General features: G+C 63.6%; 21 protein-coding genes. 9 read left to right on the top strand and 12 right to left on the bottom strand.

What is annotated here, in order from left to right; translation table 11 throughout:
• Window positions 1–323: integrase core domain-containing protein (locus K408_RS0131505; RefSeq protein ID WP_155251395.1), on the top strand; the 323-nt coding region annotated here is incomplete at its 5' end.
• A 1,530-nt stretch (window positions 324–1,853) separates the two neighbouring features.
• Here K408_RS0131505 and K408_RS0131500 read toward each other — a convergent pair.
• The 3 genes from K408_RS0131500 to K408_RS0131490 all read right to left on the bottom strand — a co-directional run bounded on the left by K408_RS0131500 (window position 1,854) and on the right by K408_RS0131490 (window position 5,844).
• The gene (locus tag K408_RS0131500; protein WP_024342349.1) at window positions 1,854–2,636 is read right to left on the bottom strand and encodes an enoyl-CoA hydratase/isomerase family protein; all 783 of its coding nucleotides are present in this window, start codon (window positions 2,634–2,636) and stop codon (window positions 1,854–1,856) included.
• 132 nt (window positions 2,637–2,768) lie between these two features.
• On the bottom strand, window positions 2,769–4,859 hold the full coding sequence (locus K408_RS0131495; protein ID WP_024342350.1) for a molybdopterin-dependent oxidoreductase: 2,091 nt from the start codon (window positions 4,857–4,859) through the stop codon (window positions 2,769–2,771).
• A 178-nt stretch (window positions 4,860–5,037) separates the two neighbouring features.
• Window positions 5,038–5,844, bottom strand: coding sequence for an SDR family NAD(P)-dependent oxidoreductase (locus K408_RS0131490; RefSeq protein WP_024342351.1), 807 nt, complete (start codon window positions 5,842–5,844; stop codon window positions 5,038–5,040).
• Between the two features lie 204 nt (window positions 5,845–6,048).
• Here K408_RS0131490 and K408_RS0131485 point away from each other — a divergent pair, with 204 nt between their 5' ends.
• Entirely contained in the window at window positions 6,049–6,825 is a 777-nt protein-coding gene (locus K408_RS0131485; protein ID WP_024342352.1) for a cyclase family protein, read from the top strand.
• Window positions 6,826–6,834: 9 nt separating this feature from the next.
• Here the strand turns inward: K408_RS0131485 and K408_RS0131480 are convergent, their stop codons facing one another.
• Together K408_RS0131480 and K408_RS0131470 are read right to left on the bottom strand one after the other, a co-directional pair.
• Window positions 6,835–7,563: a Crp/Fnr family transcriptional regulator gene (locus K408_RS0131480; protein WP_024342353.1), complete on the bottom strand. Its 729-nt coding sequence runs from the start codon at window positions 7,561–7,563 to the stop codon at window positions 6,835–6,837.
• Between the two features lie 500 nt (window positions 7,564–8,063).
• Window positions 8,064–8,777, bottom strand: a complete 714-nt coding sequence (locus K408_RS0131470) for a helix-turn-helix domain-containing protein (RefSeq protein ID WP_024342354.1) — start codon at window positions 8,775–8,777, stop codon at window positions 8,064–8,066.
• A 155-nt stretch (window positions 8,778–8,932) separates the two neighbouring features.
• Between K408_RS0131470 and K408_RS0131465 the strand changes: the two genes are divergently transcribed.
• Complete coding sequence (locus K408_RS0131465; RefSeq protein WP_024342355.1) at window positions 8,933–9,250, top strand: c-type cytochrome; 318 nt, start codon at window positions 8,933–8,935, stop codon at window positions 9,248–9,250.
• A 6-nt stretch (window positions 9,251–9,256) separates the two neighbouring features.
• Here K408_RS0131465 and K408_RS0131460 read toward each other — a convergent pair whose 3' ends face one another.
• From K408_RS0131460 to K408_RS0131450, 3 genes are read right to left on the bottom strand one after another with little or no spacing between them, the layout of a single operon-like run.
• Window positions 9,257–10,360 carry an ABC-type transport auxiliary lipoprotein family protein gene (locus K408_RS0131460; RefSeq protein WP_024342356.1) on the bottom strand — a complete coding sequence of 368 codons (1,104 nt, stop codon included), beginning with the start codon at window positions 10,358–10,360 and terminating at the stop codon, window positions 9,257–9,259.
• 3 nt (window positions 10,361–10,363) lie between these two features.
• A complete protein-coding gene (locus K408_RS0131455; RefSeq protein ID WP_024342357.1) occupies window positions 10,364–11,131 on the bottom strand; it encodes an ABC transporter ATP-binding protein in 768 nt (255 codons plus the stop codon).
• Window positions 11,132–11,133: 2 nt separating this feature from the next.
• Window positions 11,134–12,270: an ABC transporter permease gene (locus K408_RS0131450; RefSeq protein ID WP_024342358.1), complete on the bottom strand. Its 1,137-nt coding sequence runs from the start codon at window positions 12,268–12,270 to the stop codon at window positions 11,134–11,136.
• Between the two features lie 174 nt (window positions 12,271–12,444).
• Here K408_RS0131450 and K408_RS0131445 point away from each other — a divergent pair, with 174 nt between their 5' ends.
• Both K408_RS0131445 and K408_RS0131440 read left to right on the top strand, forming a co-directional pair.
• Entirely contained in the window at window positions 12,445–12,720 is a 276-nt protein-coding gene (locus tag K408_RS0131445) for a hypothetical protein (RefSeq protein WP_024342359.1), read from the top strand.
• Window positions 12,721–13,206, top strand: coding sequence for a phage holin family protein (locus tag K408_RS0131440; RefSeq protein WP_024342360.1), 486 nt, complete (start codon window positions 12,721–12,723; stop codon window positions 13,204–13,206).
• Between the two features lie 104 nt (window positions 13,207–13,310).
• Here K408_RS0131440 and K408_RS0131435 read toward each other — a convergent pair whose 3' ends face one another.
• Entirely contained in the window at window positions 13,311–16,004 is a 2,694-nt protein-coding gene (locus K408_RS0131435; RefSeq protein WP_024342361.1) for a bifunctional acetate--CoA ligase family protein/GNAT family N-acetyltransferase, read from the bottom strand.
• A gap of 333 nt (window positions 16,005–16,337) precedes the next feature.
• On the opposite strand from K408_RS0131435, the gene K408_RS0131430 reads away from it, so the two are divergent.
• From K408_RS0131430 to K408_RS0131420, 3 genes are read left to right on the top strand one after another with little or no spacing between them, the layout of a single operon-like run.
• Window positions 16,338–17,321: a zinc-dependent alcohol dehydrogenase family protein gene (locus K408_RS0131430; RefSeq protein ID WP_024342362.1), complete on the top strand. Its 984-nt coding sequence runs from the start codon at window positions 16,338–16,340 to the stop codon at window positions 17,319–17,321.
• A gap of 23 nt (window positions 17,322–17,344) precedes the next feature.
• Window positions 17,345–18,877, top strand: a complete 1,533-nt coding sequence (locus tag K408_RS0131425; protein WP_024342363.1) for a bifunctional aminoglycoside phosphotransferase/ATP-binding protein — start codon at window positions 17,345–17,347, stop codon at window positions 18,875–18,877.
• A gap of 15 nt (window positions 18,878–18,892) precedes the next feature.
• Window positions 18,893–19,867: a CHAD domain-containing protein gene (locus K408_RS0131420; protein WP_024342364.1), complete on the top strand. Its 975-nt coding sequence runs from the start codon at window positions 18,893–18,895 to the stop codon at window positions 19,865–19,867.
• Here K408_RS0131420 and K408_RS0131415 read toward each other — a convergent pair.
• Entirely contained in the window at window positions 19,864–21,717 is a 1,854-nt protein-coding gene (locus tag K408_RS0131415; RefSeq protein ID WP_024342365.1) for a PHA/PHB synthase family protein, read from the bottom strand. The two genes, K408_RS0131420 and K408_RS0131415, sit on opposite strands and share 4 nt — an antisense overlap.
• Window positions 21,718–21,927: 210 nt before the next feature.
• Here K408_RS0131415 and K408_RS0131410 point away from each other — a divergent pair, with 210 nt between their 5' ends.
• Window positions 21,928–22,656, top strand: a complete 729-nt coding sequence (locus K408_RS0131410; protein ID WP_024342366.1) for a CBS domain-containing protein — start codon at window positions 21,928–21,930, stop codon at window positions 22,654–22,656.
• Window positions 22,657–22,682: 26 nt separating this feature from the next.
• Here K408_RS0131410 and K408_RS0131405 read toward each other — a convergent pair whose 3' ends face one another.
• Complete coding sequence (locus K408_RS0131405; protein WP_024342367.1) at window positions 22,683–23,138, bottom strand: RidA family protein; 456 nt, start codon at window positions 23,136–23,138, stop codon at window positions 22,683–22,685.
• A 21-nt stretch (window positions 23,139–23,159) separates the two neighbouring features.
• Entirely contained in the window at window positions 23,160–24,851 is a 1,692-nt protein-coding gene (locus K408_RS0131400; protein WP_024342368.1) for a benzoate-CoA ligase family protein, read from the bottom strand.
• Window positions 24,852–24,879: the final 28 nt, after the last annotated feature.

Raw genomic sequence — 24,879 nt, 5'->3', positions numbered from 1 at the left:
ACTGGCACTTCATCGCGCCGGGCAAGCCGATCCAGAATGCCTTCGTCGAGAGCTTCAACGGGCGTATGCGTGATGAACTACTCAACGAGACCCTGTTCTTCGACCTCGACGACGCCAGGGCAAAGATCGCGGCGTGGGTTGCCGACTACAACGGCGACCGCCCGCACTCATCGCTGAAATACCTCACCCCGGCGGCCTATGCTGCCACATTCACCGCAACGGGCGATCGGCTGCGCAACCCCGACCAGCTCCGCCGATCGCCCGTTGCTCCACCTGCGCCAATCGGCGTACAAACCCCCGAGACTCTAATTGCCTCTGGATGAAAACTCAGGGGCAGGTCAATCGCCCTCAAGCTGCCAGCATGATTGTAAATCAGGATCGAGCAACGATCATGACGGCTCCAAATAATTCGCTCGCTACAGAAAAATCCCCGCGCTAAATGTCGCCGCCCAAGATGGCACGTGAACAGCCGGCGTGCGAGGCGCGAATACGGGCTGGGCATTTCGCTCCGGATCAGAACGAGTCAGCCTGAACATTGCACAGCTCTGACGTGGGCACCCGCCCGGTACTGTGCGACGACCGCTTCTTGGATCAAGACAAGCGCTTACCGGCTACCCAACTAGTAATATCATAACAAAATCTGGCGATACTCCACCGGGATTTGATCTCACCAGTTATCCTGGTTCGCGCCACCACCGTCTGCTCTTCGCCTGTGTCGATGATCCGCATAGGGCAGTTAATCGTGAAACGCTGCCCATCAGATCGGAGCTCCTTACAGTGACCGCTCGAGCCTTGGAACGTAGCGCCCGCCTTTCACATCGGAAGTGTTCTCTCAGCTCGCGTGTCTCCCAGATTTTCCGGCGTTGTTAACCATTGGGATTGAGGTCTCGTTGTTCGAGCTAATCTCGCGTGCTACCCAAGCCCTCGATTGTAGGAACCCTTATGCCATGTGAGGCGTGGGGGCGGTTGAAAGTGCGATAGCGTGTGCTTTCTGTGCAATCGGATGTCTTGACCCCTCAATGGGGTGGCAAAAGAGCGTCTCTCCGGAGGCGCTCTTTTTTGCTTTCGTCTAACGCATCGCAAGGCTGCCTTCCAGCGCGAGTAATAGTGTCAGGCGCGCATCGACCGTGATCTCGCATCCGCCACTTCGGTCGTTAGAAATTTCGCCGCAAAGGGCAGTGAATCATAAAATGCTGCCCATCAGATCGGACTTCCTAGTTCAGGAGCACCCAGCTTGAGCCTGGGAAGGTCGCCCCGCCTCTCGTCCGGAAGCGTGCCCCGCCTTCGTGGGCGTCTCGAGACTTTCCGGCGTTGTTAACCATTTGCAGTGAGATCTTGTTGTTCGAGCTAATCTCGTGTGCTACCTAAACCCTCGATTGTAGAAACCCTTGTGCCAAGTAAGGCGTGGGGCGGTTGAAAGTGCGATAGCGTAGTGCTTTCTGTCCAATCGGATGTCTTGACCCCTCGATGGGGTGGCAAAAGAGCGTCTCTCCGGAGGCGCTCTTTTTTTTCATATATCCGTCAAGGCGCGCGAGCGCCTCTCTCGCGTTCTACTGCTTGAGCAAGTCGCATCAGGCGCGCATCGACTACCATCTAGCATCGGCGTGGCCACTGACGCTGGTTTTGACCACTTCGCCTGATCTTCCGAGGCGCGCAACTTGCTGGCCTTAGGCATCAATGGTGCAGACAACCTCCCGCGGGCCGATGGATTCCCTTGGAGGTCGATCCGAACTTCTGAGTCTCCCGAGACTACTTCAGCTTCATCGCCCAAGTCCCATGTTCAGCTAGCGCCAATAGGCAGAATACGCGGTCCGGACACTCGCCAGGCGAGACGGAAGTTGAAGGGTTCGCATTTATCTTCCCGACCAGGACGGTTTGCGCTTCTCGCTGAAGGCTTTCAAACCTTCCTTGGCGTCCTCGGTCATTGCGAGCAGCGCGATCTGGCTCTCGGTGTAGGCGATGCTCTCGTCGAACGACATCGAGGCAATCGCGCGCATCGCATATTTGCCGCGACGGATCGCCGTCGGGGACTTGTCGACGATGCGACCGATCAGCCAGTCGACCTTGGCGTCGAGTTCGGCTGCGGGCACGACGTAGTTGAGGAGGCCCGCGGCCTGCGCGGCCTTGGCGTCGAACGGCTCGCCGGTGAGCGCCCATTCGTTAATGAGCCGCGGCGGCGCGATCGACTGCAACAGGCTCAGCACCTGCATTGGGAACACGCCCACCTTGACCTCCGGAAGACCGAAGACGACGTGATCGGCCGCGACCGCCATGTCGGTCATGCAGAGGAGGCCCATGCCGCCGGCCATGCAGACGCCGCCCACCCGCGCGATCGCCGGCTTGGTGGCGTTCTGCGACAGCCGCAGCAGATCCGCATAGTCGACATTCGGCTTGGAGTAATCCATCGCGAAAGCCGCGCCTGAATTCTGCAGGTCGGCGCCGGCGCAGAACGCCTTGTCGCCCGCGCCCGTCAGCACGATCACGCGGACGTCCTTGTCGTCATGCGCGTCGCGATAGCCCTTGCTGATGCCGGCGATCACGTCGCCGTTCAGCGCATTGCGCTTCTCCGGCCGGTTGATGGTGATCCAGAATGCCTGGCCGCGCTTCTCGGTAATGACGGCTGTGGTGTCGCTCATGGCACGCTCGCTTCCTTGGCTCCGTTTGCGGCCATTTGCGGCAGCTCGGGCACGAGGTGCAAGGGCAATCTGCAGCAAGGCTGCCGCTTTAGCGCCTCGACGCAATTTGCAGCGGTCGAAGCGCGGCGCGCGTCAGGCCGCGACGGCTTTCCTGAGCCAGACCTTGTTGTCGTGGAATGCAGCTCCGCCGATCGGCGCGATCGTGTCCGCGCCGGTCAGCATGTTGATGCCGCGGCCGCCGATGTGGTTCTTGTTGGGGTGAACGGATTCGGCGATCAGCACGCCGCGCCGTACGCCCTCGAACAGCGTCGCAATCAGCGTGGTCTCGCCACGGCTGTTGCCGAGCGTCACCGCATCGCCATCGGCAATGTCGAGCGGCGCTGCGTCCAGCGGATGGATCATCACGCTGGCCCTGCCCTCGCGCGCCTGGGAGGATGGCGTCTCGTTGAACGTCGTGTTGAGAAAGCTGCGCGACGGGCTGGTGGCAAGCCGGAACGGATGGGCCTGATCGGCGTGCTCGATCACGGCCCAATGGTCCGGCAGCGCGGGCATCTTGTCGTAGTCGCCCATGGTCTGGCCGAAAGGCGGATGTGCCCAGTCGGCTTTGAAATGGAACTTCCCATCGGCATGGGCAAAGCCGTCGAGATAATGCGAGGTGCGGAAATCCGGCTGCAGATCGCGCCAGATGTCGGCTTCGAGACCCGCGATGTCGCCGTGATTGCTCAGCTTCAGCGTGGCGTCGATCAATTCGCGCGGGCTCATCTCAAAGCCCGGATGCTTTGCGCCAAGCCGCGGCGCCAGCGCCTGCAACACCTCATGATTGGAACGGCATTCGCCGGGCGGATCGATCAGCTTCGGCCCGACCGAGATGTGCTGGTGGCCGCCGCCGTAATAGAGATCATCATGCTCCATGAACATGGTCGCCGGCAGCACGATATCCGCCATTTGCGCCGTCTCGGTCATGAACTGCTCGTGCACCGCGACGAACAGATCCTCTCGCGCAAAGCCCTGGCGGACCAGCGCCTGCTCCGGCGCCACGGTCATCGGATTGGTATTCTGGATCAGCATGGCCTTGACCGGGCCCCTGCCGTGCAGGGCCTCGGCATCACCGGTGAGGATGCGTCCGATCTGCGACTGGTCGAGTGCACGTGTCGTCTTGTCGATCGCGTCGTGGCCTTCGATGATGGATTCGTTGAAATGCCAAAGCGCGAAGTTGTTGAAGAAGGCGCCGCCGCCTTCATATTGCCAGGCGCCCGTCACCGCAGGAATGCAAAGCGCCGCATGCATCTGCGTCGCGCCGTTGCGCGAGCGGGTGAAGCCGTAGCCAAAGCGGAAGAACGCCCGCCTGGTCTCGCCCACCGCCTTGGCAAAGGCTTCGATCTCCGAAACAGGCACGCCGCAGATGGCGGACGCCCATTCCGGCGTGCGCGTCTCCAGATGCGCCTCGAGCTCGGCGGGACAGTCCGTGTACTTGTCCATGTAGGCGCGGTCGGCATAGCCGTCGCGGAACAGGACATGCATCACGCCGCAGGCGAAGGCGCCGTCGGTGCCGGGACGCAGGATGATCTTGATGTCCGCCTGCTTCATGGTCTCGTTGTCGTAGATGTCGACGGCGGCGATCTTCGCGCCTCGCTCCTTGCGGGCGCGAGAGGCGTGCGTCATCACGTTGACCTGGGTGTTGACGGGATTGGTGCCCCAGATCACCACGAGGTCGGACATCGCCATCTCGCGCGGATCGACGCCGGCGATCTTGCCGGTGCCGATCGCAAAGCCGATCCGCGCGACGTTGGCGCAGATGGTCTGATAGAAGCGCGAGTATTTCTTCACATGGGTGAGGCGATTGAGGCCATCGCGCATCACGAGGCCCATCGTGCCGGCGTAGTAATAAGGCCAGATCGATTCCGCGCCGAATTCGCGCTCGGCCGCATTGAACCGAGCAGCGATCTCGTCCAAAGCCTCGTCCCAGGAAATCCGCGCAAATTGCCCGGAGCCCTTCGCGCCTGTGCGGCGCATGGGAAAGGTGACCCGCTCGGGGTGATGGATGCGCTCGGCGTAGCGTGCAACCTTGGCGCAGACAACGCCGGCCGTATATGTCTGCTTTTTCGAACCTCGGACGCGGCCAATGCTGCGACCTTCGATCACCTCGACATCGAGGGCGCAGGCCGAGGGGCAATCATGCGGGCAGGTCGAATGGCGGATTTCGATCTTGGCGTGCTGGTTCATGCCCCAGTTCGTAACACTAAAATACCGGCCAGCCGAGCGCATTTATCCGGCAAGCCCCCTGTGATTTGCTCAAAGCGGACGCGCCGCGAGTTTTTGCTGCAACCGCGAAGACGGCTCGCTCTGCCTGAAGCGCAGCCTCGCGCGCAGCACTCTCCCCCCTAACGAGCTGCGCCCTGCGCTATTTGTGCAATTGGGTAAGACCGGTCGGGGGGCCGTCGACCGCGGTCCAGCCGCCGTCGACGAACAGCGTGCTGCCGCTGACATAGCTTGCGGCATCCGAAGCGAGATAGGCCACCGCGGCGGCGACCTCGTCGGCACTGCTCCAGCGGTTGAAGACGGTGTGACCGGCGTAGAGATTGTAGATGTCAGGCCGCTGCTTGAACGGGCCGGTCAGTGCGGTCTCGGCAATGCTTGGCGCGACCGCGTTGACGCGAACGCCTGCGTGCCCGACTTCGGATGCAAAGCCCTTCACCAGAAGACCGATCGCCGCTTTGGTCGAACCGTAGACTCCGAGGCCAGGCTCAATGGTGACCGCGCGCACCGAGGAGCAGGCGATGATGCTGCCGCCCTTCTGCTCGACCATTATCCTGCCAAAGGCCTGGAAGAACCAGACCGTGCCCTTCACATTGAGATTGAGGACGCGGTCGAGATCCTCCTCGGTATAGTCGAGGATGGTCTTGCGGATGTTGAGTCCGGGCGTCGTCACGGCGATGTCGAGCCGCGAGAATTTTTGCATCACGGTCTTCGCCAGCGCATTGACGTCCATCGCGCTCGCGGCGTCGCACGCCGCTGCCTCCGCCCAGCCGCCCTTGTCGCGAATGCCGGCGGCGGTCGCTTCCGCCGCGTCGAACGCGCGATCGGCGCAGATGACACGGGCGCCCAGCCCGGCCAGCGCCTCGGCCGATGACTTGCCGATGCCGGACGCGGCGCCGAGAACGACTGCGGTCTTGCCGGTGAGATCGAAGAGCTTGCGATAGTCCGTCACTGATAGCGTCTCCCTGATGTTGCCAGCCCTTGTAGCCCATCAAGAGGCGTGGCAGCCACAGCGAGAATGCGAGCAGATCGGCATCGATCAATGCAGGAGTTGCATCGAACGATCCGGCGCATCCATGAAGGCGACGTGACTTGACGCTGCCGATGAAGCCCGCTCAAGATGCCGGAACGCCGGAACCAGGTTGAGGGAATGCCGATGCCGCGCAAGCTGATCGATATTTCGGTGGCGCTCGCGAACGACGTGACCGCCGATCCCCCAGGCAATCACCCGACCATCCAGTATATCGATCATCAGCAGGGCCTGCCGCGCATGCTGCAGTTCTTCGACGGCCTCAAGGCGGAAGACCTTCCGGATGGCCAGGGCTGGGCCGTCGAGCAGGTCTCACTCTCGACGCACAACGGGACGCATCTCGACGCGCCCTGGCACTTCCATCCCACCATGAACCGCGGCGAGCGGTCGTGGACCATCGACGAAGTGCCGCTCGAATGGTGCTTCCAGCCCGGCGTGAAGCTCGACTTCCGGCATCTGCCCGATGGCTACGTGGTGAATGCCGAGGATGTCGAGAACGAACTGAAGCGCATCGGGCACACACTGTCACCGCTGGAGATCGTCGTCGTCAACACCAGTGCCGGCGCAAAGTTCGGGCAAGCCGACTACGTCAGTTCCGGCTGCGGCATGGGCTATGAAGCAACCATGTATCTGCTCCAACGCGGCGTGCGGCTGACGGGCACCGACGGCTGGAGCTGGGACGCGCCGTTCGTCTACACTGCGAAGAAGTATGCCGAAACAAGAGATGCCGGCCTGATCTGGGAGGGCCACAAGGCGGGACGGCACATCGGCTATTGCCATCTCGAGAAGCTGCACAATCTCGACCAGCTGCCTTCGACCGGCTTCACGATCGCCTGCTTTCCTGTGAAGATCGAGAGGGCGTCCGCGGGCTGGACCCGCGCGGTCGCCATCCTCGACAACTAGGTCAGGGGATCACGTACCGTCGACGCCGCTCTCCGCAAGTGCGCGTAGCGCATCCGTATCCAGCACGACGATGGCGCCGTGCTCGAGGCGAACCCAGTTACGGCCGGCCCAGGCGCGCAACTGCTTGTTGATGCTCTCTCGCGTCATCCCCACCATCTCGCTGATCTCCTGCTGCGTGATGGAGAGCGTGCCACTGCCGGAATCGAGCTTGCGCTCTTCGGTGAGACCGAGCAGCGCGCTCGCAAGCCGGCCCGGCAGATTCTGCAGGATCACCTGCTCGACCTGCTGACTGGTCCAGCGCAGACGCGCGCAAAGCAGCTCGATGAACTTCATCGCCAGCGCCGGCTGGCTCTTCACGAACGGAAGGAAGTCCCGGCGATCGATGACGTAGAGCTCGCAATTTGTGTTGGCGGTCGCATCCGCCGACCTGGGCGCGCCGTCGAGCACTGCGATCTCGCCAAAGATTTCACCCGGACCGATCAGGTTGAGGATGGCATTCCGACCATCGGGCGACGACGACGAGATCTTCACCGTCCCCGCGATCACCGCGAACAGGCTGTTGCCGGGATCGCCCTTGGCGGCGATCGTTGCGCCGCGCTTGACCGTCGTGTGCTTGGCGTAACGGCAGAGCTGATCCAGCGCCTCCGGCTCCAGATCCGCGAAGATCGGGTGCTTGCGCAGGACCGCTAGTTTGTTACCCGCCGGCTGTCGGGGGTCGCCGGTCTTGTCCTGAGGCACGCCGCGGGGCTCCCAAGGCTACGAGGTACTGGGTTCCTGCGTAGTCAACGTTGCCAAGCTTTTCAACCGGAAAGCAACGGGCGCGATTTGAGGCAAATGTCATCAAAGGCCGTGCGAGAGCCCGAAGTTCGCATCCGAAGGATGCGCCGATGCGTCTGCGTCGATGCAGAGTTGCAGGTTGCGCAAGCCACGATTGCGCTGAGATGCCACCAAGCGTCAGCGAGGGCCGGCGAGCGTCGGCCATGAGCGTGCTGGAGGCGGACTAATCCTGACGGAAATTCAGCTCTTGGAATTCGAATCGAGCCGGCCTGAGCTGGTTTGCCGGTCTGCCCAAGCCAGAACTGCGGCGAATGCGACGAAGATCGAGACGACGACAAAGGTCACCAGTAGCGCGTCAGCAGGCATCATGCTCCCCCCCCATTTGTTTGGAGCATTATTGGCGGTGCGCGGCACGCGTCATTGATCGAGATCAAATGCCCGACGCCGTGCCGTACAGGATCTCAGGCGGCCGCCATTGCTTCGACGCGAGCCGGATCGAGCAGGCTGATGCCGCCGTGAATGATCTCGATCACGCCCTGCCGCTCCAGTTTGGTGAAGGTGCGGCTCACCGTTTCAATGGTCAGACCGAGGTAGTCGGCTATATCCTGACGGCTCATCGGGAGGGGTACCGTGTCCGACAATCCCTTGATTGCGACCTGCCGCTCGCGCCAGCCGAGCAGAAAGGTTGCAACCTTCTCATCGGCCGAGCGTCGACCGAGCAGGACCATGTGGTCGCGAGCCTGGCTTAGCTCCCGAATGGCCAGCTCATTGATGCGCCTGAGCAGTTGCGGCCGGTCCTCGATGAAACGCGTGAAGAGCGCCTTTGCGAACTGGCACACGGTCACCACGCCGATTGCATCGGCCGAAAAATTGTGCCGGCCGGATAGATTCATCCCAAGGAAGTCGCCGGGCAAGGCAAAACCCACGATCTGCCGCCGGCCATCGGGCAGCAGCTTGTACAGCCGCATGACGCCTTCGAGGACGTTGTAGAACGAGGTAGTGATGTCCTCTTCGGAGAACACGGTGTCGCCTGCCCCGAAATGAACGCGGCGGCCGAGATGCTCGAATTCCCTGAGCTCGGCCGCATTCAGCGACGAACAGACCGCCGCTCCGCGTACGGCGCAATCGTCGCAAAAATGCCCGTTCGGCTCAATCATGACCACGGAAGGCTTCATCCACCGCTCCTCGCACCAGCTGCCCCCCGACACCAAGCCGAGTCCACCGCGCGGTTTGCATTTTACTGCACCGCGCCCAAGCCGATTGACTCAGATCAAATTTGGGTGGCATCCCCGTCTTATTCTGCCTCCAGAGTTCGACGGGATCACTCCTTATGCTGCAAAGCGCACTGCGTCACGGCCTGATTGGGCTGCTTCTGATCACGCCTGCGCTGGCGGCCCCGACCGCCGAGCAACGCGGCAAGGCCTTTGCTCGGGCCAATTGCGCACGCTGTCACGCGATCGACCGCGTCTCCAAGAGTCCGCTCGGGACCGCGCCTCCGCTACGCAGCCTGCACCGGCGCTATCCGATCGACAGCCTTGGTGAGGCGCTGGCGGAGGGAATCTATACCGGGCATGACGATATGCCCGCCTTCGAGCTCAGCCCGGGCCAGATCCACGACCTGCTGTCCTACCTGAAGACGCTGGAATAGCCGGCCTCACACCGCCTGCACGGTCCACCCGATCAGCTCCTTCACGACGCGCGCGAAGGCTGCATCGAAGGCCGCGACTGAAGCGGCCGGTTCGACCTTGTCGAGCTTTTCGCTGGCCTCGACGAGGCGCGAGGCCACCACCTTGCCGCCCTTGTCGACGATCCGCGCCGACAGGGCGATCTCGACCCGTGCATCACCCTCCGTAGCGATCCGAAAGCGCCTGATGTCGATCAGGAGCTGGTAGTCCGCCTGTCCGAGGTCGCTCGTGCGGAGCGGGGCGTGGGCGATGTCGTAGTTCTCGAAGCTGTCGATCAGGCGGGCCTGCACCAATTTCGGAATGCTGTCGGCCCAGAGGAAATCGGCAAAGTCCGGCCTGTCCCCGCTAGGGGCGAACAGCATGCGCTGGGTCTGCAGCATCGCAACCGCGGTCGGCTCGGGGATCGCCAGCGACGCGGACAGCGTCTTGTCGGCAGGCCCGATGTTCTGCGGCGTACGCAGGTCGTAGGTGATCTTCTGCGCGGGCGCGCCGCCGCCGGTCATCTTCTCGAGCCCCGCCAGAATGCCGTCGATCTTGCCGGTGTTGCGCGCGAGCCCCTCAGAGAACGTCTTGAAATTCGCGATAGTGTCCTTCAGCGGGCCGGAATTGTCTTGGAGGACCGTGTCGACGCGCCGCAGCGCGTCGCGCGCCGCCTGTGTCATGCTCTGGCCGGCACCGGCGTCCGCGATCAAGGTCAGAGGCTCGCCGGATTTGGCGACGATCACGCCGCCCTCCAACGTCACGACCGGAACGCCGGTCAGGCCCTGGAATTCGAGTCCAACCTTGGTGTCGGCACGGACCGGCGTGGCAGTGGCGACCGCGATCGTCGCATTGACGAAGCGCGGGTTGTCCGGCGCGAGCCCGAGCTGGGTCACCTCTCCAACGCGAATGCCGTTGAACAGCACGCCTGCGCCGACCAGCAGGCCCGGCACCGGTCCCTGGAACTGCACGTGATAATTCGTACGCGGGCCGATGCCACCGGTGTTGTTCAGCCAATAGACGAAGCCGAACACCGCGAGGATCGCGGCCAGCACGAAACTACCGATCAGCACATAGGGAGCGCGGGTTTCCATCTCTCATCTCATCTCGTGTTGCAGCATCTGCGAGCGCTTGCCGTGGAAATAGGCGCGCACCCAGGGATGCTCGGATTGCAGCAGTTCGCGCATCGGACCGATCGCCACGATCTTGCCATCCGCGAGCGCGGCAACGCGGTCGCAGACCGTGGTCAGGCTCGCAAGGTCGTGGGTCACCATGAAAACCGTGAGCCCCAGGGTCCTTTGCAGTGTCTTGATCAGCGCGTCGAAATCGCCGGCGGCGATCGGATCGAGGCCGGAGGTCGGCTCGTCCAGGAACAGGATCGGAGGATCGAGCGCGAGCGCGCGCGCCAGCGCCACGCGCTTGGTCATGCCGCCCGAGAGCTCCGCCGGATACTTGTCGGCGTCCTCGGGGCGCAGGCCGACCATTTCGAGCTTGGCGATCGCGATCTCGTCCATCAGCTCCTGCGACAGGACGAGATTTTCACGGAGCGGAAACTGGACATTCTGGCGGACCGTCAGCGAGGAGAACAGCGCGCCCTGCTGGAACAGGATGCCCCATGCCGTGGCTGCAGCTCGACCATGGCCGCCGGCGGGCTGCCCCATGACCTCGATGGTCCCGCTCCGGCGCGGGATGAGACCGATGATGGTCCGCATCAAGACCGACTTGCCGCCGCCGGATGCCCCCACCAGGCCGAGAATCTCGCCCCGGCGGACGTCGAGCGACAGACGGTCGAGCACGGTCTGGCGACCGAAGCCGACCACGAGGTCACGGACGCGGATCGCGAACTCGTCTTGCGCCGCGTCCATCGTCACATTCCGATCGAGGCAAAGAACACGGCGAACAGGCCGTCCAGCACGATCACCAGGAAGATCGACTTCACGACCGAAGTCGTGGTCTGCCGCCCCAGCGACTCAGCGCTGCCCTTGACGCGCAACCCCTCGCTGCAGGCGACGATCCCGATCACCAGCGCCATGAACGGTGCCTTCAGGATGCCCACCTTGAAGTGGGTGACCGAAATGGCCTCGTGCAGCCGGGCGATATAGATAGCCGGTCCCATGTCGCCGTAGAACTGGGCGACAAGGCCGCCGCCGTAGAGCGCGGCGATCGATCCGATGAAGGTGAGGATCGGGAGCGCGATGACCAGGGCTGCAACGCGCGGCAGGATCAGGACGTCGACGGGATCGAGCCCCATGGTCGAGAGCGCGTCGATCTCCTCACGCATCTTCATCGAGCCGAGCTCGGCGGTGTAGGCGCTTCCCGAGCGCCCCGCGACCATGATGGCGACGATCAGCACGCCGAGCTCGCGCAGCACCAGGATCCCGACCATGTCGACCGTGTAGGACTCGGCGCCGAATCTGCGGAAGTGGAAGAAACCCTGTTGCGCGATGATGGCGCCGATCAGGAAGGTGATCAGCGCGACGATCGGGATCGCCTGCCATCCGATGCGGTAGAGCTGATAGACGAGCGACGTCAGCCGCAGAGAACGCGGCCGGCGCAGCACGCCTATGATGGCCATGAACAAGGCACCGAGCATCTGGAGGAAGATCGTGATGTCTTCCCGCGCGCCGACCGTCGACTTGCCGAGATCGCCCAGCCTCGCCAGAACCGGATTGGGCGCAGCCGTCGGGGCCGGCGTATGGCGGTTGACCTGCCGGACCTCGTCCATCAGCCCGCTGAAATGGTCGGCGACGCCGACGAATTCGGCCGATCTGCCTGAAGATGTCGCCCTGCGCGACAGCTTCTCCAGAACCCAGGCGCCGAGCGTGTCGAGCGCACTGACGCCCGACATGTCCAGTGTTACAACGCGCGAGCGATCGACATCGGCTCCGACCGACCGGGACAAGGTCTCGAGCGTCACCACATTTGCGGCAGTCCAGGGCCCCTCGGGTCGCAAGTTCAGCACATCGCCGGACGGCGCTGCGAGCAACATCGGTTCGTGGTTCACGCTTCCACCTCAACGGGACAATCGGTCTCCATTCAGCCGGCATTTCTAGGCCGGCATGTGGCGGCCGGCTTGACCTGTCTCAAGCCCGAACAGGCCCTGCCGCTTGACGCAAATCAAGCGGGACCGCGCCAATGGGTCCTAGGCTTACTTCAAATCAGTGAGGATACCAAATCCATGTTCGACAGTGACAGGATGGGCGAAGAATTGCGGGCTCTGAAGCTCGACGTCACGCGCTTGCTGAGTTCCGCCGGCGAGGAGATGTTCGAGAGTTCGAAAGAGCGTGCCGAGGCACTCGCCGATCAGATCAAGGCTGCGCTCACCGAACTCGGCGAGACCGTCGAGCAGGAGCATGAACAGCTCCAGGGCCTCGTTGCGCAGCGTCCAATCACGTCGCTCGCCTCCGCCTTCGCGCTGGGCGTGGTCGTCGGCTTCATGCTGAGGAGACATTAGGTGAATACGGAGAACGTCGTCAGACATCTGCGCGTGCTGTGGCGCACCGACAGGATCATCGCGGACATCAGGCTGCGTCATTTGCTTGTCGGCCTCGGCCTGCGCGCCTTCGCGGCGCTGATCGCAGCCTTCGGGCTCCTGATGCTGGAGCTGTCTGCCTATTTCGCGCTGGTGCAGATCTGGAGCGCAATTGCCGCGGCCGCGATCCTCGGCGCCGTCAATTTCGCCATCGCGGCAGTGCTCTTCGTGATCGCCGGCCGTGCCCCGTCGGGTCGCGACATCGAACTCGCCAACGAGATTCACGACACCTCCATCGAGGCCCTACAGCTCGAAGCCCGCGCGCTCCAGGCTCAAGTGTCGGGCGCAATGCATCATCCGCTCAGCACGGTCGCACCGCTGCTGATGCCGCTGATCGCGACCATCATCAAGAATTTGCGGACGACGACCAAGGCGTCTGCCGACGCGCCATCGGCTGGGGCGCGGTGATATCCGAAGTCACCGCGCTCCAGAAGCGCGATGAGATCGGATGAATCGTCGTCGCACACTTACCTGACGCAGGCCTTGGGACCCCGACACGGTCCAGCGCGCGCTCAGAGCTTCAGCTTGACGTCGCAAATGTCGGGCTCTGCCGGATCCGGCTTGACCTCGAAGCCGAGCTGCCGGCACATCTCGAGCATGACGGTATTCTCCTGGAGCACGTCGCCCGAAATGGCTTTCAGGCTTTCCGAGCGCGCGTAGTCGATGATCAGCTGCATGAGCGCCCAGCCGAGCCCCCTGCCCTTGAGGTCGGACCGCAACAGGATCGCGTACTCGCCACTCTCGTAGATCGAATCCGAATGGAGCCGGACCGCACCGACCATTTCGCCGGTGGCCTCGTCGAATGCGATGAAGGCCATCGCACGCGCATAGTCGAGCTGGGTCAGGCGCGCGATGAACTCGTGGGTAAACTCCTTCATCGGTGCGAAGAAACGCAGGCGCAGATCGTGCGGCGTCACATGACGCAGGAACTCGTGGATCGTCGGCTCGTCCTCGGGGCGCATGGGCCGCACGAAGATTCGCCAGTCGTCCTTGAGCTTGAGGCGGCGCTCCCACTGCGAGGGATAGGCGCGAACGGCAAAATTGGCCGGACCGGAGCCGACAAACTTCCGCTGCGGCGGCCCGACCGCGACGCGGGCATCGACCGCGGTCACGCCCGTCTCGTCCGCCAGCAGCGGGTTGATGTCGAATTCGCGGATCTCGGGAATATCGGCAGCCATCTGCGCGAGCTTGACCAGTACCAAGGCGACTGCGTCCGGCTTGACCGCCGGCACATCACGATAGGCCTTGAGCAGCCGCGACACGCGCGTGCGTTCGATCAGGTCGCGGGCCAGCTGCAGATCGAGCGGCGGCAGTGCAAGAGCCTTATCGTTGATGATCTCCACCGCCGTGCCGCCCCGGCCGAAAACGACCACCGTGCCGAAGGTCGGATCGTCGGCGAGACCCAGGATCAGCTCCCGCGCTTTTGCCTTGACGACCATCGCCTGGACGATGACGCCGCCGATGCGGGCCTCGGGACGCAGCTTCTTCGCCCGCGCGAGAATGTCGGTAGCGGCCCCTCGGACGGCCTCGGGCGTGGTCAGGTTGAGCACGACGCCGCCGACATCGGATTTGTGGATGATGTCCCGCGACATGATTTTCAGCACGACGGTGCCGCCCTGTGCGAAGATATCCTCCGCATAGGCCACCGCCTGCTCGACATCGGTTGCCGCGTAGGTCGGCACCATGGCGATATCGTAGGCTTCGAGCAGGTGCTTGATTTCGACAGGCTCGAGCCATTCGCGACCGTCCGCAATCGCAGCGGTGACGATCTCCCGCGCGCCTTGGGCGTCCGGAACGAACGTATCGGGCATTGCAGGAGGAACCTGGCTCAGTTCCTCCACCACTTCGCGGTGCCGGACCAGATGCATGAAGCCGCGCACGGCGTCGTCCTCGGTCGGATAGTTCGGCACCCCGGCGTCTGACAGCGTCTGAATGATATGCTGATCGGCTCCAACCCAGGCCGCCAATACAGGCTTCGCCCAGCTGCGGTGCTGCTGGCGATATTTGCCGACGAGCTCCGTCACGGTCGTGGCGATCTCGGCGGCCGAGGCGATCGCCGTTTGCACGTTGAGGACGAGGACGGCGTCGTTGTCGGGATCGCCGAGCAGTACCTCCAGCGCTGCCGCGTAGCGCGAGGCGTCAGCATCGCCCACGATGTCGACGGGATTTGCGCCGGACCAGGTCGGCGGCAGCGCCGCATCCAGCTTCCTGCGCGCCTCTGCCGAAATGGTTGCCGGAATTCCATCGAGTTCGACCAATCGATCGATCGCGAGGACGCCGATGCCGCCGCCATTGGTCAGGATGGCAAGACGCTTGCCCGTCGGGGACTCGACGCGCCCAAGCGTCTCGGCACAATCGAACAGCTCACGCAGATCGGAAACTCGCAGGACACCCGCGCGGCGGAAAGCCGCGTCGTAGACGGCGTCGGCACCGGCGAGCGCGCCGGTATGCGTGGCAGCCGCCTTCGCGCCCTGCGCCATGCGGCCGGATTTCACCACGACGACGGGTTTCACGCGCGCGGCGGCGCGCGCAGCCGACATGAACTTCCGCGCGTCTTTGATAGCCTCGATGTAGAGCAGGATCGCGCGAGTCTTGTGATCCATTGCGAAATAGTCAAGCATATCGGCGATATCGACGTCGATCTGGTCGCCGATCGAGACGATGCCGGAGAAGCCGACGCCGCGCTGCGCGGCCCAATCGACCATGCCGGCGGCAATTGCGCCCGATTGCGAGACCAGTGCGAGGTTGCCTGCCCCCGGCATATGTGCGGCAAAACTGGCATTCAGGCTGACGCCGGGCATCATGATGCCGAGGCAGTTCGGCCCGATCAGCCGCATGCCGTGTTTGCGGGCAGCAGCGCTCGCAGCCTCGTGCAGCGATCCCGGTCCCTGACCGAGCCCGGCCGACACGATCAGCGCGCCCGCAGACCCGCGACGCCCGGCTTGTTCGACAATACCCGGAATCTCTCCCGCCGGGGCGGTGATGACCACGAGTTCGGGCACGAAATCCAGGCGGTCAAGGCTCTTCACCGCCGCGATGCCGCCGATCTCGGCATGGCGCGGATTGACGAGGCCAAACTGTCCCTTGAATTCGGCCTTATGAATATTCTCCAGGACGGCACGTCCCACCGAGGCTGGACGGGCGCTCGCCCCGACGAGCGCGACCGAGCGCGGCGATAGCAGGTTTTTCAGGCGATAGACTGACATGAAAGCAAATGCGCCGGGTCAGCGGCGGTTCCGATGATTGCGATGCGGCCGAAACAAGGAGCCTGGTGCGAGATCATAATCCAGCACGGTGGCTGGCCAATGACGGCCTTTGTCACATTGTCGACGCCATGGAAATTCGAAGACGAGCCCGGCGGGAATTGGAAAGCTCCTCGACTTCAAAAATAGGCCAGCGCTTCATCGAGATACTTGATCCTCGTCAAGCCATGGAACTCGGTTCTGGTCACCCGGGACGGGCGTTGACTGACGTCAAGGACTGGTCACTCGGTCATTCTATGAATAATTCAATCGGAGCGGTTCGCCCCGGAGAGACTCATGCACGCCATGGTGTTGCCCGCCCCACGAGCGCGGCTCCAGATGGAGGAGCGGCCCGACCCGCTGCCCGGTGAGGGTCAAGTCCGCGTGAAGATCAGCGCCTGCGGCGTGTGCCGCACCGATCTTCATCTCGTCGATGCCGAGCTGCCCGACATCCGCTATCCGATCGTGCCCGGCCACGAAATCGTCGGCCGGGTCGACCAAGTAGGCCCGAATGTTTCCACACATGCGCTGGGCGATCGGGTCGGCATTCCATGGCTCGGCTTCACCTGCGGAAAGTGTCGCTTCTGCCGGCACGGCATGGAAAACCTGTGTGACGCACCGTTGTTCACCGGCTACACGCGCGACGGCGGCTACGCGACGCATACCATCGCCGACGCACGCTACGCATTTCCGCTCGGCGAAACCGCCGGCGACGTGGAGATTGCGCCTCTGCTCTGCGCAGGGCTGATCGGCTGGCGCTCGCTGGTCCTGGCCGGCCCTGCCGAGCGGCTCGGCATCTATGGCTTTGGCGCGGCCGGCCACATCATTGCGCAAGTCGCGGTTTGGCAAGGACGAGCCGTCCATGCCTTCACCCGGCGCGGCGACGTCGCCGCACAAGACCTTGCACGTCGTCTCGGCGCGGTCTGGGCGGGGGCATCTGACGAGATGCCCGACGAGCCGCTCGACGCGGCGATCATCTACGCACCAGCCGGCGAGCTTGTACCCGCCGCCTTGCGTGCCGTCCGCAAGGGCGGTCGCGTCGTATGCGCCGGCATTCATATGACCGATATTCCAAGCTTTCCGTATGACTTGCTCTGGCAAGAGCGGCAGCTCGTCTCCGTCGCCAATCTGACCCGGCAGGACGGCCTCGATTTTCTGAAGGTCGCTCCGCAAGCGGGCGTACGCACCGAGACGACGGCATTTCCGCTAGACCAGGCCAACGAGGTTCTGAGCATGCTGCGGAACGGCCAGATTCTCGGCGCCGCCGTGCTGACGCCCTGATGGTGCTCCGGATGTCCGTGTCGATGAAGGATGAAACGGCGGCCCAGGAGCGCATCTTCCAGATGCTGACCGACCATCCCGGCGTGACGCGGATCGACACGCATGGAGCTTCCGTGTTCCTGGATGGAAAGCGCGCGCTGAAGATCAAGCGTGCCGTTCGGTTTCCGTTTCTCGACTATTCGACACTCGAGAAGCGCAAGGCGGCCTGCGAGGAGGAGATCAGGATCAACCGGCCGCTGGCGCCGCAGATCTATCAGGGCGTCGTTGCGATCACGGAAGACCCGGATGGGTCTTTGCAGGTCGGCGGTCCAGGCCGGCCGATCGAGTATGCGGTCGACATGTCGCGTTTCGACGAAAGCAGGACGCTGGATCATCTGGCAAAGGCCGGGCCGCTGGACGCGAAACTCGCCTCGGCTGCCGCCGACGCAATCGTGGCTTCGCATTCGGCGGCGACACCCGCGGACGGACAAGCATGGCTCTCCGCCATCCCTGCGCTGATCGACGGCAACAGCGACGGTCTGCGGGCCGGAGGCCATTTCAACACCGAAGAGATCCAAGAGCTCGGCGAGACCTCGCATGAGGCATTTCTGCGTATTCGCCCCCTGCTCGCCGAACGCGGCCGCCGCGGCTTCGTGCGCCGTTGTCACGGCGATCTGCATCTCGCAAACATCGTTCTGATCGATGATCGGCCCGTGCTTTTCGACGCCATCGAGTTCGATGCGCAGATCGCGACCGTAGACGTGCTCTACGACCTTGCGTTCACGCTGATGGACCTGTTGCAGCACGCCCAACCCGGCGCGGCCAACATCGTCCTGAATCGCTATCTCGCCACGACGCCGGCCGACAATCTCGAAGCGCTTTCGGCCCTGCCGCTGTTCATGTCCGTCCGGGCGGCGATCCGCGCCCAGGTTACGCTGGCTCGGCTCAACCGGCCGCATTCCGACCGTCGCGGCATTCTCGACGAGGCGCAAAAATACCTAGATCTCGCCGGGAAGCTGATCCGTCCTCCCGGTCCGCGCCTGATCGCGGTTGGAGGACTATCCGGCACCGGAAAGACGGTTTTGGCGCACGCGCTCGCGCCGGTCATCCCGCCGGAGCCGGGCGCCGTGGTGCTGCGCAGCGATCTCGTGCGCAAGCAGATGTTCGGGGTCGAGGACACCCACCGCCTGCCATCATCTGCCTATACGGCGGAGATCACGACCCGCGTCTACGACACGCTGGCTCGACGCGCCCGGCAGGTGCTGACCCAGGGCCATTCGGCGATCATCGACGGCGTATTCGCCCGCGAGGACGAACGTGACGCGATCGCCGCGCTGGCACGCGAGTGCAACGTGCCGCTGAACGGTCTATTCCTGGTCGCAGACCTCGCGACCCGGCAGGCACGCATCGGCAGCCGACGAGGAGACGCATCGGACGCCACCCAAGAGGTTGCCGCGCTGCAAGAGCACTATAATATCGGCCATCTCGGCTGGGCGACGATAGATGCATCGGGAACGCAAGAACAAACGCTCCAAAACTGCCGCCACGCGATCGCTGTGAGCAACGAGGCAATCTGATTGATGCGGGCAAGGATGTCGCGACCCACCACAAAGGCGGCGGCGACCACGCAGGGCAAGCCGTCGGCGCGGCGCAAGGCCCTGCCCGCTCGCCTCAGCCCCGGCATGGCCTGCGACACCGCCTTCCGGATCATCGCCCGTCGTCACCTCGACGCCGTGCTCGCCCAGCACGACGGCACCTGCCGCGGCGATCCTGACGCGCTGCACCAGATCCGCATCGCACTGACCCATCTGCGGACTGCCATCCGCTTCTTCTCGCCGATGGTTGACGATACCCAGCGGCCGAATGTCTGGGCCGAACTGAAATGGCTGAACGGTCAGCTCGGCATGGTGCGGGACCTCGACGTCGCAATCGAGCGGATCGTCGCTGAGAGTGGCGACGAACTCGCGGTGGTCGCCGAGCTTCAGCACTGGAACGAAAAACGGGCCGAGAGCCACCGGCTGCTGGCGCGCGCGCTGCAATCCGCGCGGTACCGCCGTCTGGTCGAGCAGGTCTCGACCTGGATCGATAGCGGGCCCTGGGCGACCCGCCGAAGCAAGGAAGCCATTCGATTGCGCCGCCGCACGCTCGCCGACCACGCGACAGAGCGGCTGGCGGAGTGGGAAACGACGCTGCTCAAGAAGGCCCGGAAGCTGAAGAGGATCGATGTCGGGAAACGTCACAAGCTGCGGCTCCTCAACAAGCGGATGACCTATTCGATCGAGTCGCTTGCGGATCTGTTCGCCGATGGGGCAGCGACGAAGCAGAAGTCCATTCTCAAGCAATTGCGCAAGGCGCAGCGGTCGCTGGGGCAGCTGAACGACGATGCACGCGGACAAGCTCTGGCAGCATCGTTGCATGGCGCCGGCCCCAATGCAGGCCAGCGCTTCCACAACCGCAAGCGGGAAAAGAAGCTGTTGCGGGCGGCGTCTGTCGCCTACCGGAAACTCGACGAGGCCACGCCCTTCCGCTCCTCGGATCTCGCGCCAAGCTCGGAGCCGGAGGTTTAGGTGTGGACGTAATCTCCCGGAGCATCCGGCAGGTCGGGCGCGTCACCAAGCCCGATCGGCGGCGGGTCGCAGGGCGGGCCTGAGCGTGCCGCCAGCCATCTGGTCCATTCCGGCCACCATGACCCTTCAACTCGCGGCGCCAGCTTGAGCCACTCATCCGCACCGACATAGGGCGCGTCGGCAGCCTTGGTCAGCACCTGATAGAAGTGGTCGGGGTCCTCCGGAGGCGCGACGATACCGGCGTTGTGGCCGCCGCTGGTCAACAGGAACGTCACGTCTGCATCGACCTGATAGTGGATCTTGTAGACAGATCGCCATGGCGCCACATGATCGGCAACCGTGCCGACCACGAACATCGGTGCGTGAATGTCGGAGAGCGAAATACTCCTGCCTTCGACGAGATAGCGCCCGCCCGCCAGATCATTGTCGAGAAACAGCTTGCGCAAATACTCGGAGTGCATGCGATAAGGCAGCCGCGTGGCGTCGGCGTTCCAGGCCATCAGATCGCTCGGCGGCGCGCTCTCGCCCATCAGATAATCATGTGACAGCCGCGACCAGATCAGTTCGTTGGAGCGCAGCAGCTGGAAGGCGCCGGCCATCTGCGTCGTATCGAGATAGCCGCGCTGCCACATCATGTCCTCGAGAAAGGCTACCTGGCTCTCGCTGATGAAGAGCGTCAGCTCGCCGGCCTCGGTGAAGTCGGTCTGGGCGGCAAGGAGAGTGATGGTGCCGAGGCGGTTGTCGGCGTCACGCTCCATCGCGGCGGCGGCGATCGACAGCAATGTACCTCCCAGGCAATAGCCCAGCGCATGAGTCTTCCGACCCGGCATGATCAGGCCGATCACGTCCAGCGCGGCCATGACGCCCAGCTTGCGATAATCGTCGAAGGCGAGGTCCCGATCCCTGGCATCCGGGTTGCGCCAAGAGATCGCGAACACGGTGAATCCTTGGCCTGTCAGATATTTGACCAGCGAGTTCTGTGGCGACAGGTCGAGAATGTAGTACTTCATGATCCAGGCCGGCACGATCAGGATGGGTTCGGGTCGCACCTGCGCGGTGGTTGGCTGGTACTGAATCAGCTCAATCAACTCGTTGCGGTAGACGACCTTGCCAGGCGAAACCGCCACCGTCTTGCCGATGACAAACTTTCCGTCGTCGGTCAACTTCGAGCCGGAGAGCAGGCGCAACAGGTCGCTGCACCAATTCTGCCAGCCAAAGACGAAATTCTCCCCGCCACTCTGGAATGCCTTCTCCAGCACTTTCGGATTGGTCGCCGCGAAATTCGACGGCGCTAGCATGTCAAGCATCTGGCGCATCGAGAACTCGACGATGGCCTCGTTTGCGTGCGACACGCCGCGCACGCCCGTCGCGGCATCGCGCCACCAGCGCTCTGCGAGCAGAAACGCCTGCGCCAGCAGATTGAACGACGGGGTCTCCCATTGCGGTCCGCTGAAGCGGCGATCCCGCTGCTGCGGCGCGATCACAGCCCACGGCTTTTGCTCGGGCGACATCGCGTGTGCAGCAGCATCCACGAGCCGGCCGGTGTCGCGAACGATGTTACGATAAGTTTCCATCTGGCGCTGGGGCGCCGCGGCGAGATGCGAACTCCAATCGAGCCAGGCGAGCGACAAAGCCAGCGGTGAAATCCCGCCCGTGAACCGCGCCAGCATCGCGTGAAAGGCACGGTCAAAAGGATACGGCTCAGATCCAGGCGGAGGATCGGCGGAGACTGGCATACGCTCGTGCCGTTCGAGGCTCACCGTCGAGGCTTCAGAACGAGCAAGGGGATGGGCGGGAGCAACCTGCGTGACTTGCTCTTCGGCCCGTGGAAATATCTGGACGACGCTCATAGCTCTAGTTCCTGCGGGCTTCGGTTCGACGTCGGCAGCAGGATAAGGCGCGACCTCGAATACGTCTTGAGCTGCATCAAATCCGGGTGCGGATCGTCACAGCTGCCGAATTGGCATCGAACGTGTCGTCACTTGACCTGAGTCAAACCGCACCTTGATACCCGAGCTAGTTTTCGCGCATCGAATTCAACAAGCCAAGCGGAGTTGTCCATGCGCGCCCACCAGATCATGACCCGGTCGGTCATCTCGGTAACCCCCGACACCAGCATCGTCGAAGCGGCAAACATCATGCTGCAGCGGCATGTCAGCGGTCTCACGGTGGTCGATGAGACGGGCAAGCTGGTCGGTGTGGTCTCGGAAGGAGACTTCATCCGCCGCAGCGAAATCGGCACCGGGCGCAAGCGCGGGCGGTGGCTGCGGTTCATCCTTGGTCCGGGCAAGTCCGCCAGCGAGTTCGTTCACGAGCATGGCCGCAAAGTCTCGGAAGTGATGACCGACTCGCCGGTAACCATCACGGAGGATACCGCGCTCGCAGAGATCGTCGAGCTCATGGAGCGGAACAACATCAAGCGGCTGCCGGTCGTGCGCGGCGACAAAGTCGTCGGGATCGTATCCCGAGCCAATCTGCTGCAGGCAGTGGCGGGGCTCGCCCGCGAGGTGCCCGATCCGACCGCGGACGATGATCACATCCGCAGCCGCATCATCGACACCATCGAGAAGAGCGACTGGTGCCCGTTCGGGCTGAACGTCATCGTGCGCGACGGCATCGTTCACCTCAGCGGCGTCATCACCGAAGAGGCTGCACGGCAGGCCGCGATCGTCGCCGCGGAGAACGTCGAGGGCGTGAAGAAGGTGCACGATCATCTGTGCTGGGTCGACACCATATCCGGCGTCTATTTCAACTCGCCCGAGGACGACGAGCTCGCCAAGGCGAGCTGATCAAGGCAAGCCAATCGCAGAGGAGTTCAGCGAGGGATGACGGCGGTGGCCTCGATTTCGACGCGCGCCGCCCTCTCCACGAGACGGCCGACCTGAACCAGAGCCATCGCAGGATAGTGCGCGCCGAAGACGTCGCGGTAGATCCTGCCCAGCTCCTTCAGATTGGCGAGGTACTCGTCCATGTCGACGACGTACCAGGTCAGACGTACGAGGTGCTCGGGCCGGGCACCAGCCTCGGCCAGGATCGCGGAGATGTTGTCCAGGGTTTGGCGCACCTGCGCGACGAAGCCGTCGGCGAGATGCTCTTGGGCATCCCAGCCGATCACCCCGCCGGTGACGACGATACGCCCTTCGGCAGCCATGCCGTTGGCATAGCCTTTCGGCATCGGCCAGCCTGACGGCTGGAGGATTTGCGCTTTGCGCGTTCCGTCCTCGGCTGCTGTCGGCAGCACCGCGAGTTGCGGGCCTTTCGGCGTCGTCACGGACAATTCTCTATCCTTCTCTCATTCCGCCGCAACGCCCGAGGACGTCGCCGCGGCTTGCGCCAACTGGCGCAGGGCAAAGCGTTTCAGCTTGCCGGTCTCGGTCTTCGGCAATTGCGTCACGAACTCGATCGCGCGTGGATATTTGTATGGTGCGATCTCGCGTTTGACATGCTCCTGCAACTCGGCCGTGAGCTGAGCATCGGGCGTCACGCCGGGCGCGGCGATGACATAGGCCTTCACGATCATGCCGCGCGCCTCGTCTGGGGCGCCGACCACGCCGCACTCGGCAACCGCCGGATGCGTCAGCAGCGCCGCCTCGACATCCGTGCCCGCGATGTTGTAGCCGGCCGACACGATCATGTCGTCGGAGCGCGACTGATACCAGAAATAGCCGTCGCTATCCATCACGTAGGTATCGCCGGTGATGTTCCAGCCATTCTGGACGTACTTCCGCTGCCGCTCGTCTGCCAGATAGCGGCAGCCGGTCGGCCCGCGCACGGCAAGACGGCCCATCGTCCCGGGCGGAACGTCGCGGCCCTCATCGTCGACGATCTTGGCTTCATACCCCGGCACGGGCTTTCCGGTTGCGCCCGGACGAATCTCGTCCTCGGTCGCGCTGATGAAGATGTGCAGCATCTCGGTCGAGCCGATGCCGTCCATCAGCTTGATCCCGGTCGCCTTGAGCCACGCATCGAACGTCGGCTTGGGCAGGGTCTCGCCCGCGGAGACGCATTTGCGAAGCGAAGAGATATCGCGGCCCGAAAGCTTACCCAGCATCGCCCGGTATGCAGTCGGCGCCGTAAAGCAGACCGTCGTCTTGTGCTGCTCGATCGCGTTCAGAATGTCGTCCGGCGTCGTCTTTTCCAGCACGACAAAGGAGGCGCCGATATGCATCGGAAACAGCACGCCGCCGAAGCCGAAGGTGAACGCGAGCGGCGCCGAGCCGATGAAGCGATCGCTCTGCTCCGCACGCAGTATGTTGCGCGCATAGCCGTCGCAGACCGCGAGCATGTCGCGATGGAAATGCATGGTCCCCTTGGGATCACCGGTCGTGCCCGAGGTGAAGGCGATCAGGCAGATATCGTCGGATGCGGTATCGACGGCCGCGAACTCGGCGCCGGCATCCGCGATCAGCGCCTCGAGCGAGTCTGCCGCGCCGTTCCCCCAATAAACGACCCGCTTGAGATCGGGCGCCGTCGCTTTCGCCTTCTCCATCTCGTCGGCGAGCTTTCCATCGCACAGCGCCAGCGTGATCTCCGCCTTCTGGATCGGATAGGACAGCTCCTTGGCGCGTAAGAGCGGCATGGTCGCCACGCAAATCCCGCCGGCCTTGATCACCGCCAGATACGTCGCAACCATCATGGGACTGTTGGCCGAGCGCAGCAGGACGCGCTCGCCGGTGACGAGGCCCAGCTTGCCGACCAGCACGTTGGCAATGCGGTTCACCAGCGCCTGCAGCTCGCGATAGGTGTAGCTGACGGCGGGGCTGATGACGCAAGGCGCGTCGCCATGGCCCTGCTCGACCCAGCGATCGAGGAAATAGCTGACGCAGTTCAGTCGCGGGGGATAGCGCAGTTCCGGCCGTGTGAAGATGAACTCGGGCCACAGTTCGCGGGGCGGCAGATGCTGCCGCGCGAACGTATCGACATGGGCCGACGCGGCGTTGCCGTCATGCGAGCCCGTCACTTGAACCTTGGCGGCGTTGGCCATCGCACGCTCCTTTCAGCATGGATTGCAC

Origin of the sequence: Bradyrhizobium sp. in8p8 (assembly GCF_000426845.1) — a bacterium.
GTDB lineage: Bacteria > Pseudomonadota > Alphaproteobacteria > Rhizobiales > Xanthobacteraceae > Bradyrhizobium > Bradyrhizobium japonicum_C.
This window is presented reverse-complemented; position numbering and strand designations above follow the sequence as displayed.

Bases quoted from the DNA above. Each gene is read 5' to 3' on its own strand.
- K408_RS0131410 (WP_024342366.1), top strand. From the start codon at position 21,928: ATGCGCGCCCACCAGATCATGACCCGGTCGGTCATCTCGGTAACCCCC.
- K408_RS0131455 (WP_024342357.1), bottom strand. From the start codon at position 11,131: ATGGACGCGGCGCAAGACGAGTTCGCGATCCGCGTCCGTGACCTCGTG.
- K408_RS0131445 (WP_024342359.1), top strand. From the start codon at position 12,445: ATGTTCGACAGTGACAGGATGGGCGAAGAATTGCGGGCTCTGAAGCTC.
- K408_RS0131470 (WP_024342354.1), bottom strand. From the start codon at position 8,777: ATGAAGCCTTCCGTGGTCATGATTGAGCCGAACGGGCATTTTTGCGAC.
- K408_RS0131430 (WP_024342362.1), top strand. From the start codon at position 16,338: ATGCACGCCATGGTGTTGCCCGCCCCACGAGCGCGGCTCCAGATGGAG.
- K408_RS0131485 (WP_024342352.1), top strand. From the start codon at position 6,049: ATGCCGCGCAAGCTGATCGATATTTCGGTGGCGCTCGCGAACGACGTG.
- K408_RS0131460 (WP_024342356.1), bottom strand. From the start codon at position 10,360: ATGGAAACCCGCGCTCCCTATGTGCTGATCGGTAGTTTCGTGCTGGCC.
- K408_RS0131495 (WP_024342350.1), bottom strand. From the start codon at position 4,859: ATGAACCAGCACGCCAAGATCGAAATCCGCCATTCGACCTGCCCGCAT.
- K408_RS0131435 (WP_024342361.1), bottom strand. From the start codon at position 16,004: ATGTCAGTCTATCGCCTGAAAAACCTGCTATCGCCGCGCTCGGTCGCG.
- K408_RS0131420 (WP_024342364.1), top strand. From the start codon at position 18,893: ATGTCGCGACCCACCACAAAGGCGGCGGCGACCACGCAGGGCAAGCCG.
- K408_RS0131400 (WP_024342368.1), bottom strand. From the start codon at position 24,851: ATGGCCAACGCCGCCAAGGTTCAAGTGACGGGCTCGCATGACGGCAAC.
- K408_RS0131500 (WP_024342349.1), bottom strand. From the start codon at position 2,636: ATGAGCGACACCACAGCCGTCATTACCGAGAAGCGCGGCCAGGCATTC.
- K408_RS0131465 (WP_024342355.1), top strand. From the start codon at position 8,933: ATGCTGCAAAGCGCACTGCGTCACGGCCTGATTGGGCTGCTTCTGATC.
- K408_RS0131425 (WP_024342363.1), top strand. From the start codon at position 17,345: ATGAAGGATGAAACGGCGGCCCAGGAGCGCATCTTCCAGATGCTGACC.
- K408_RS0131415 (WP_024342365.1), bottom strand. From the start codon at position 21,717: ATGAGCGTCGTCCAGATATTTCCACGGGCCGAAGAGCAAGTCACGCAG.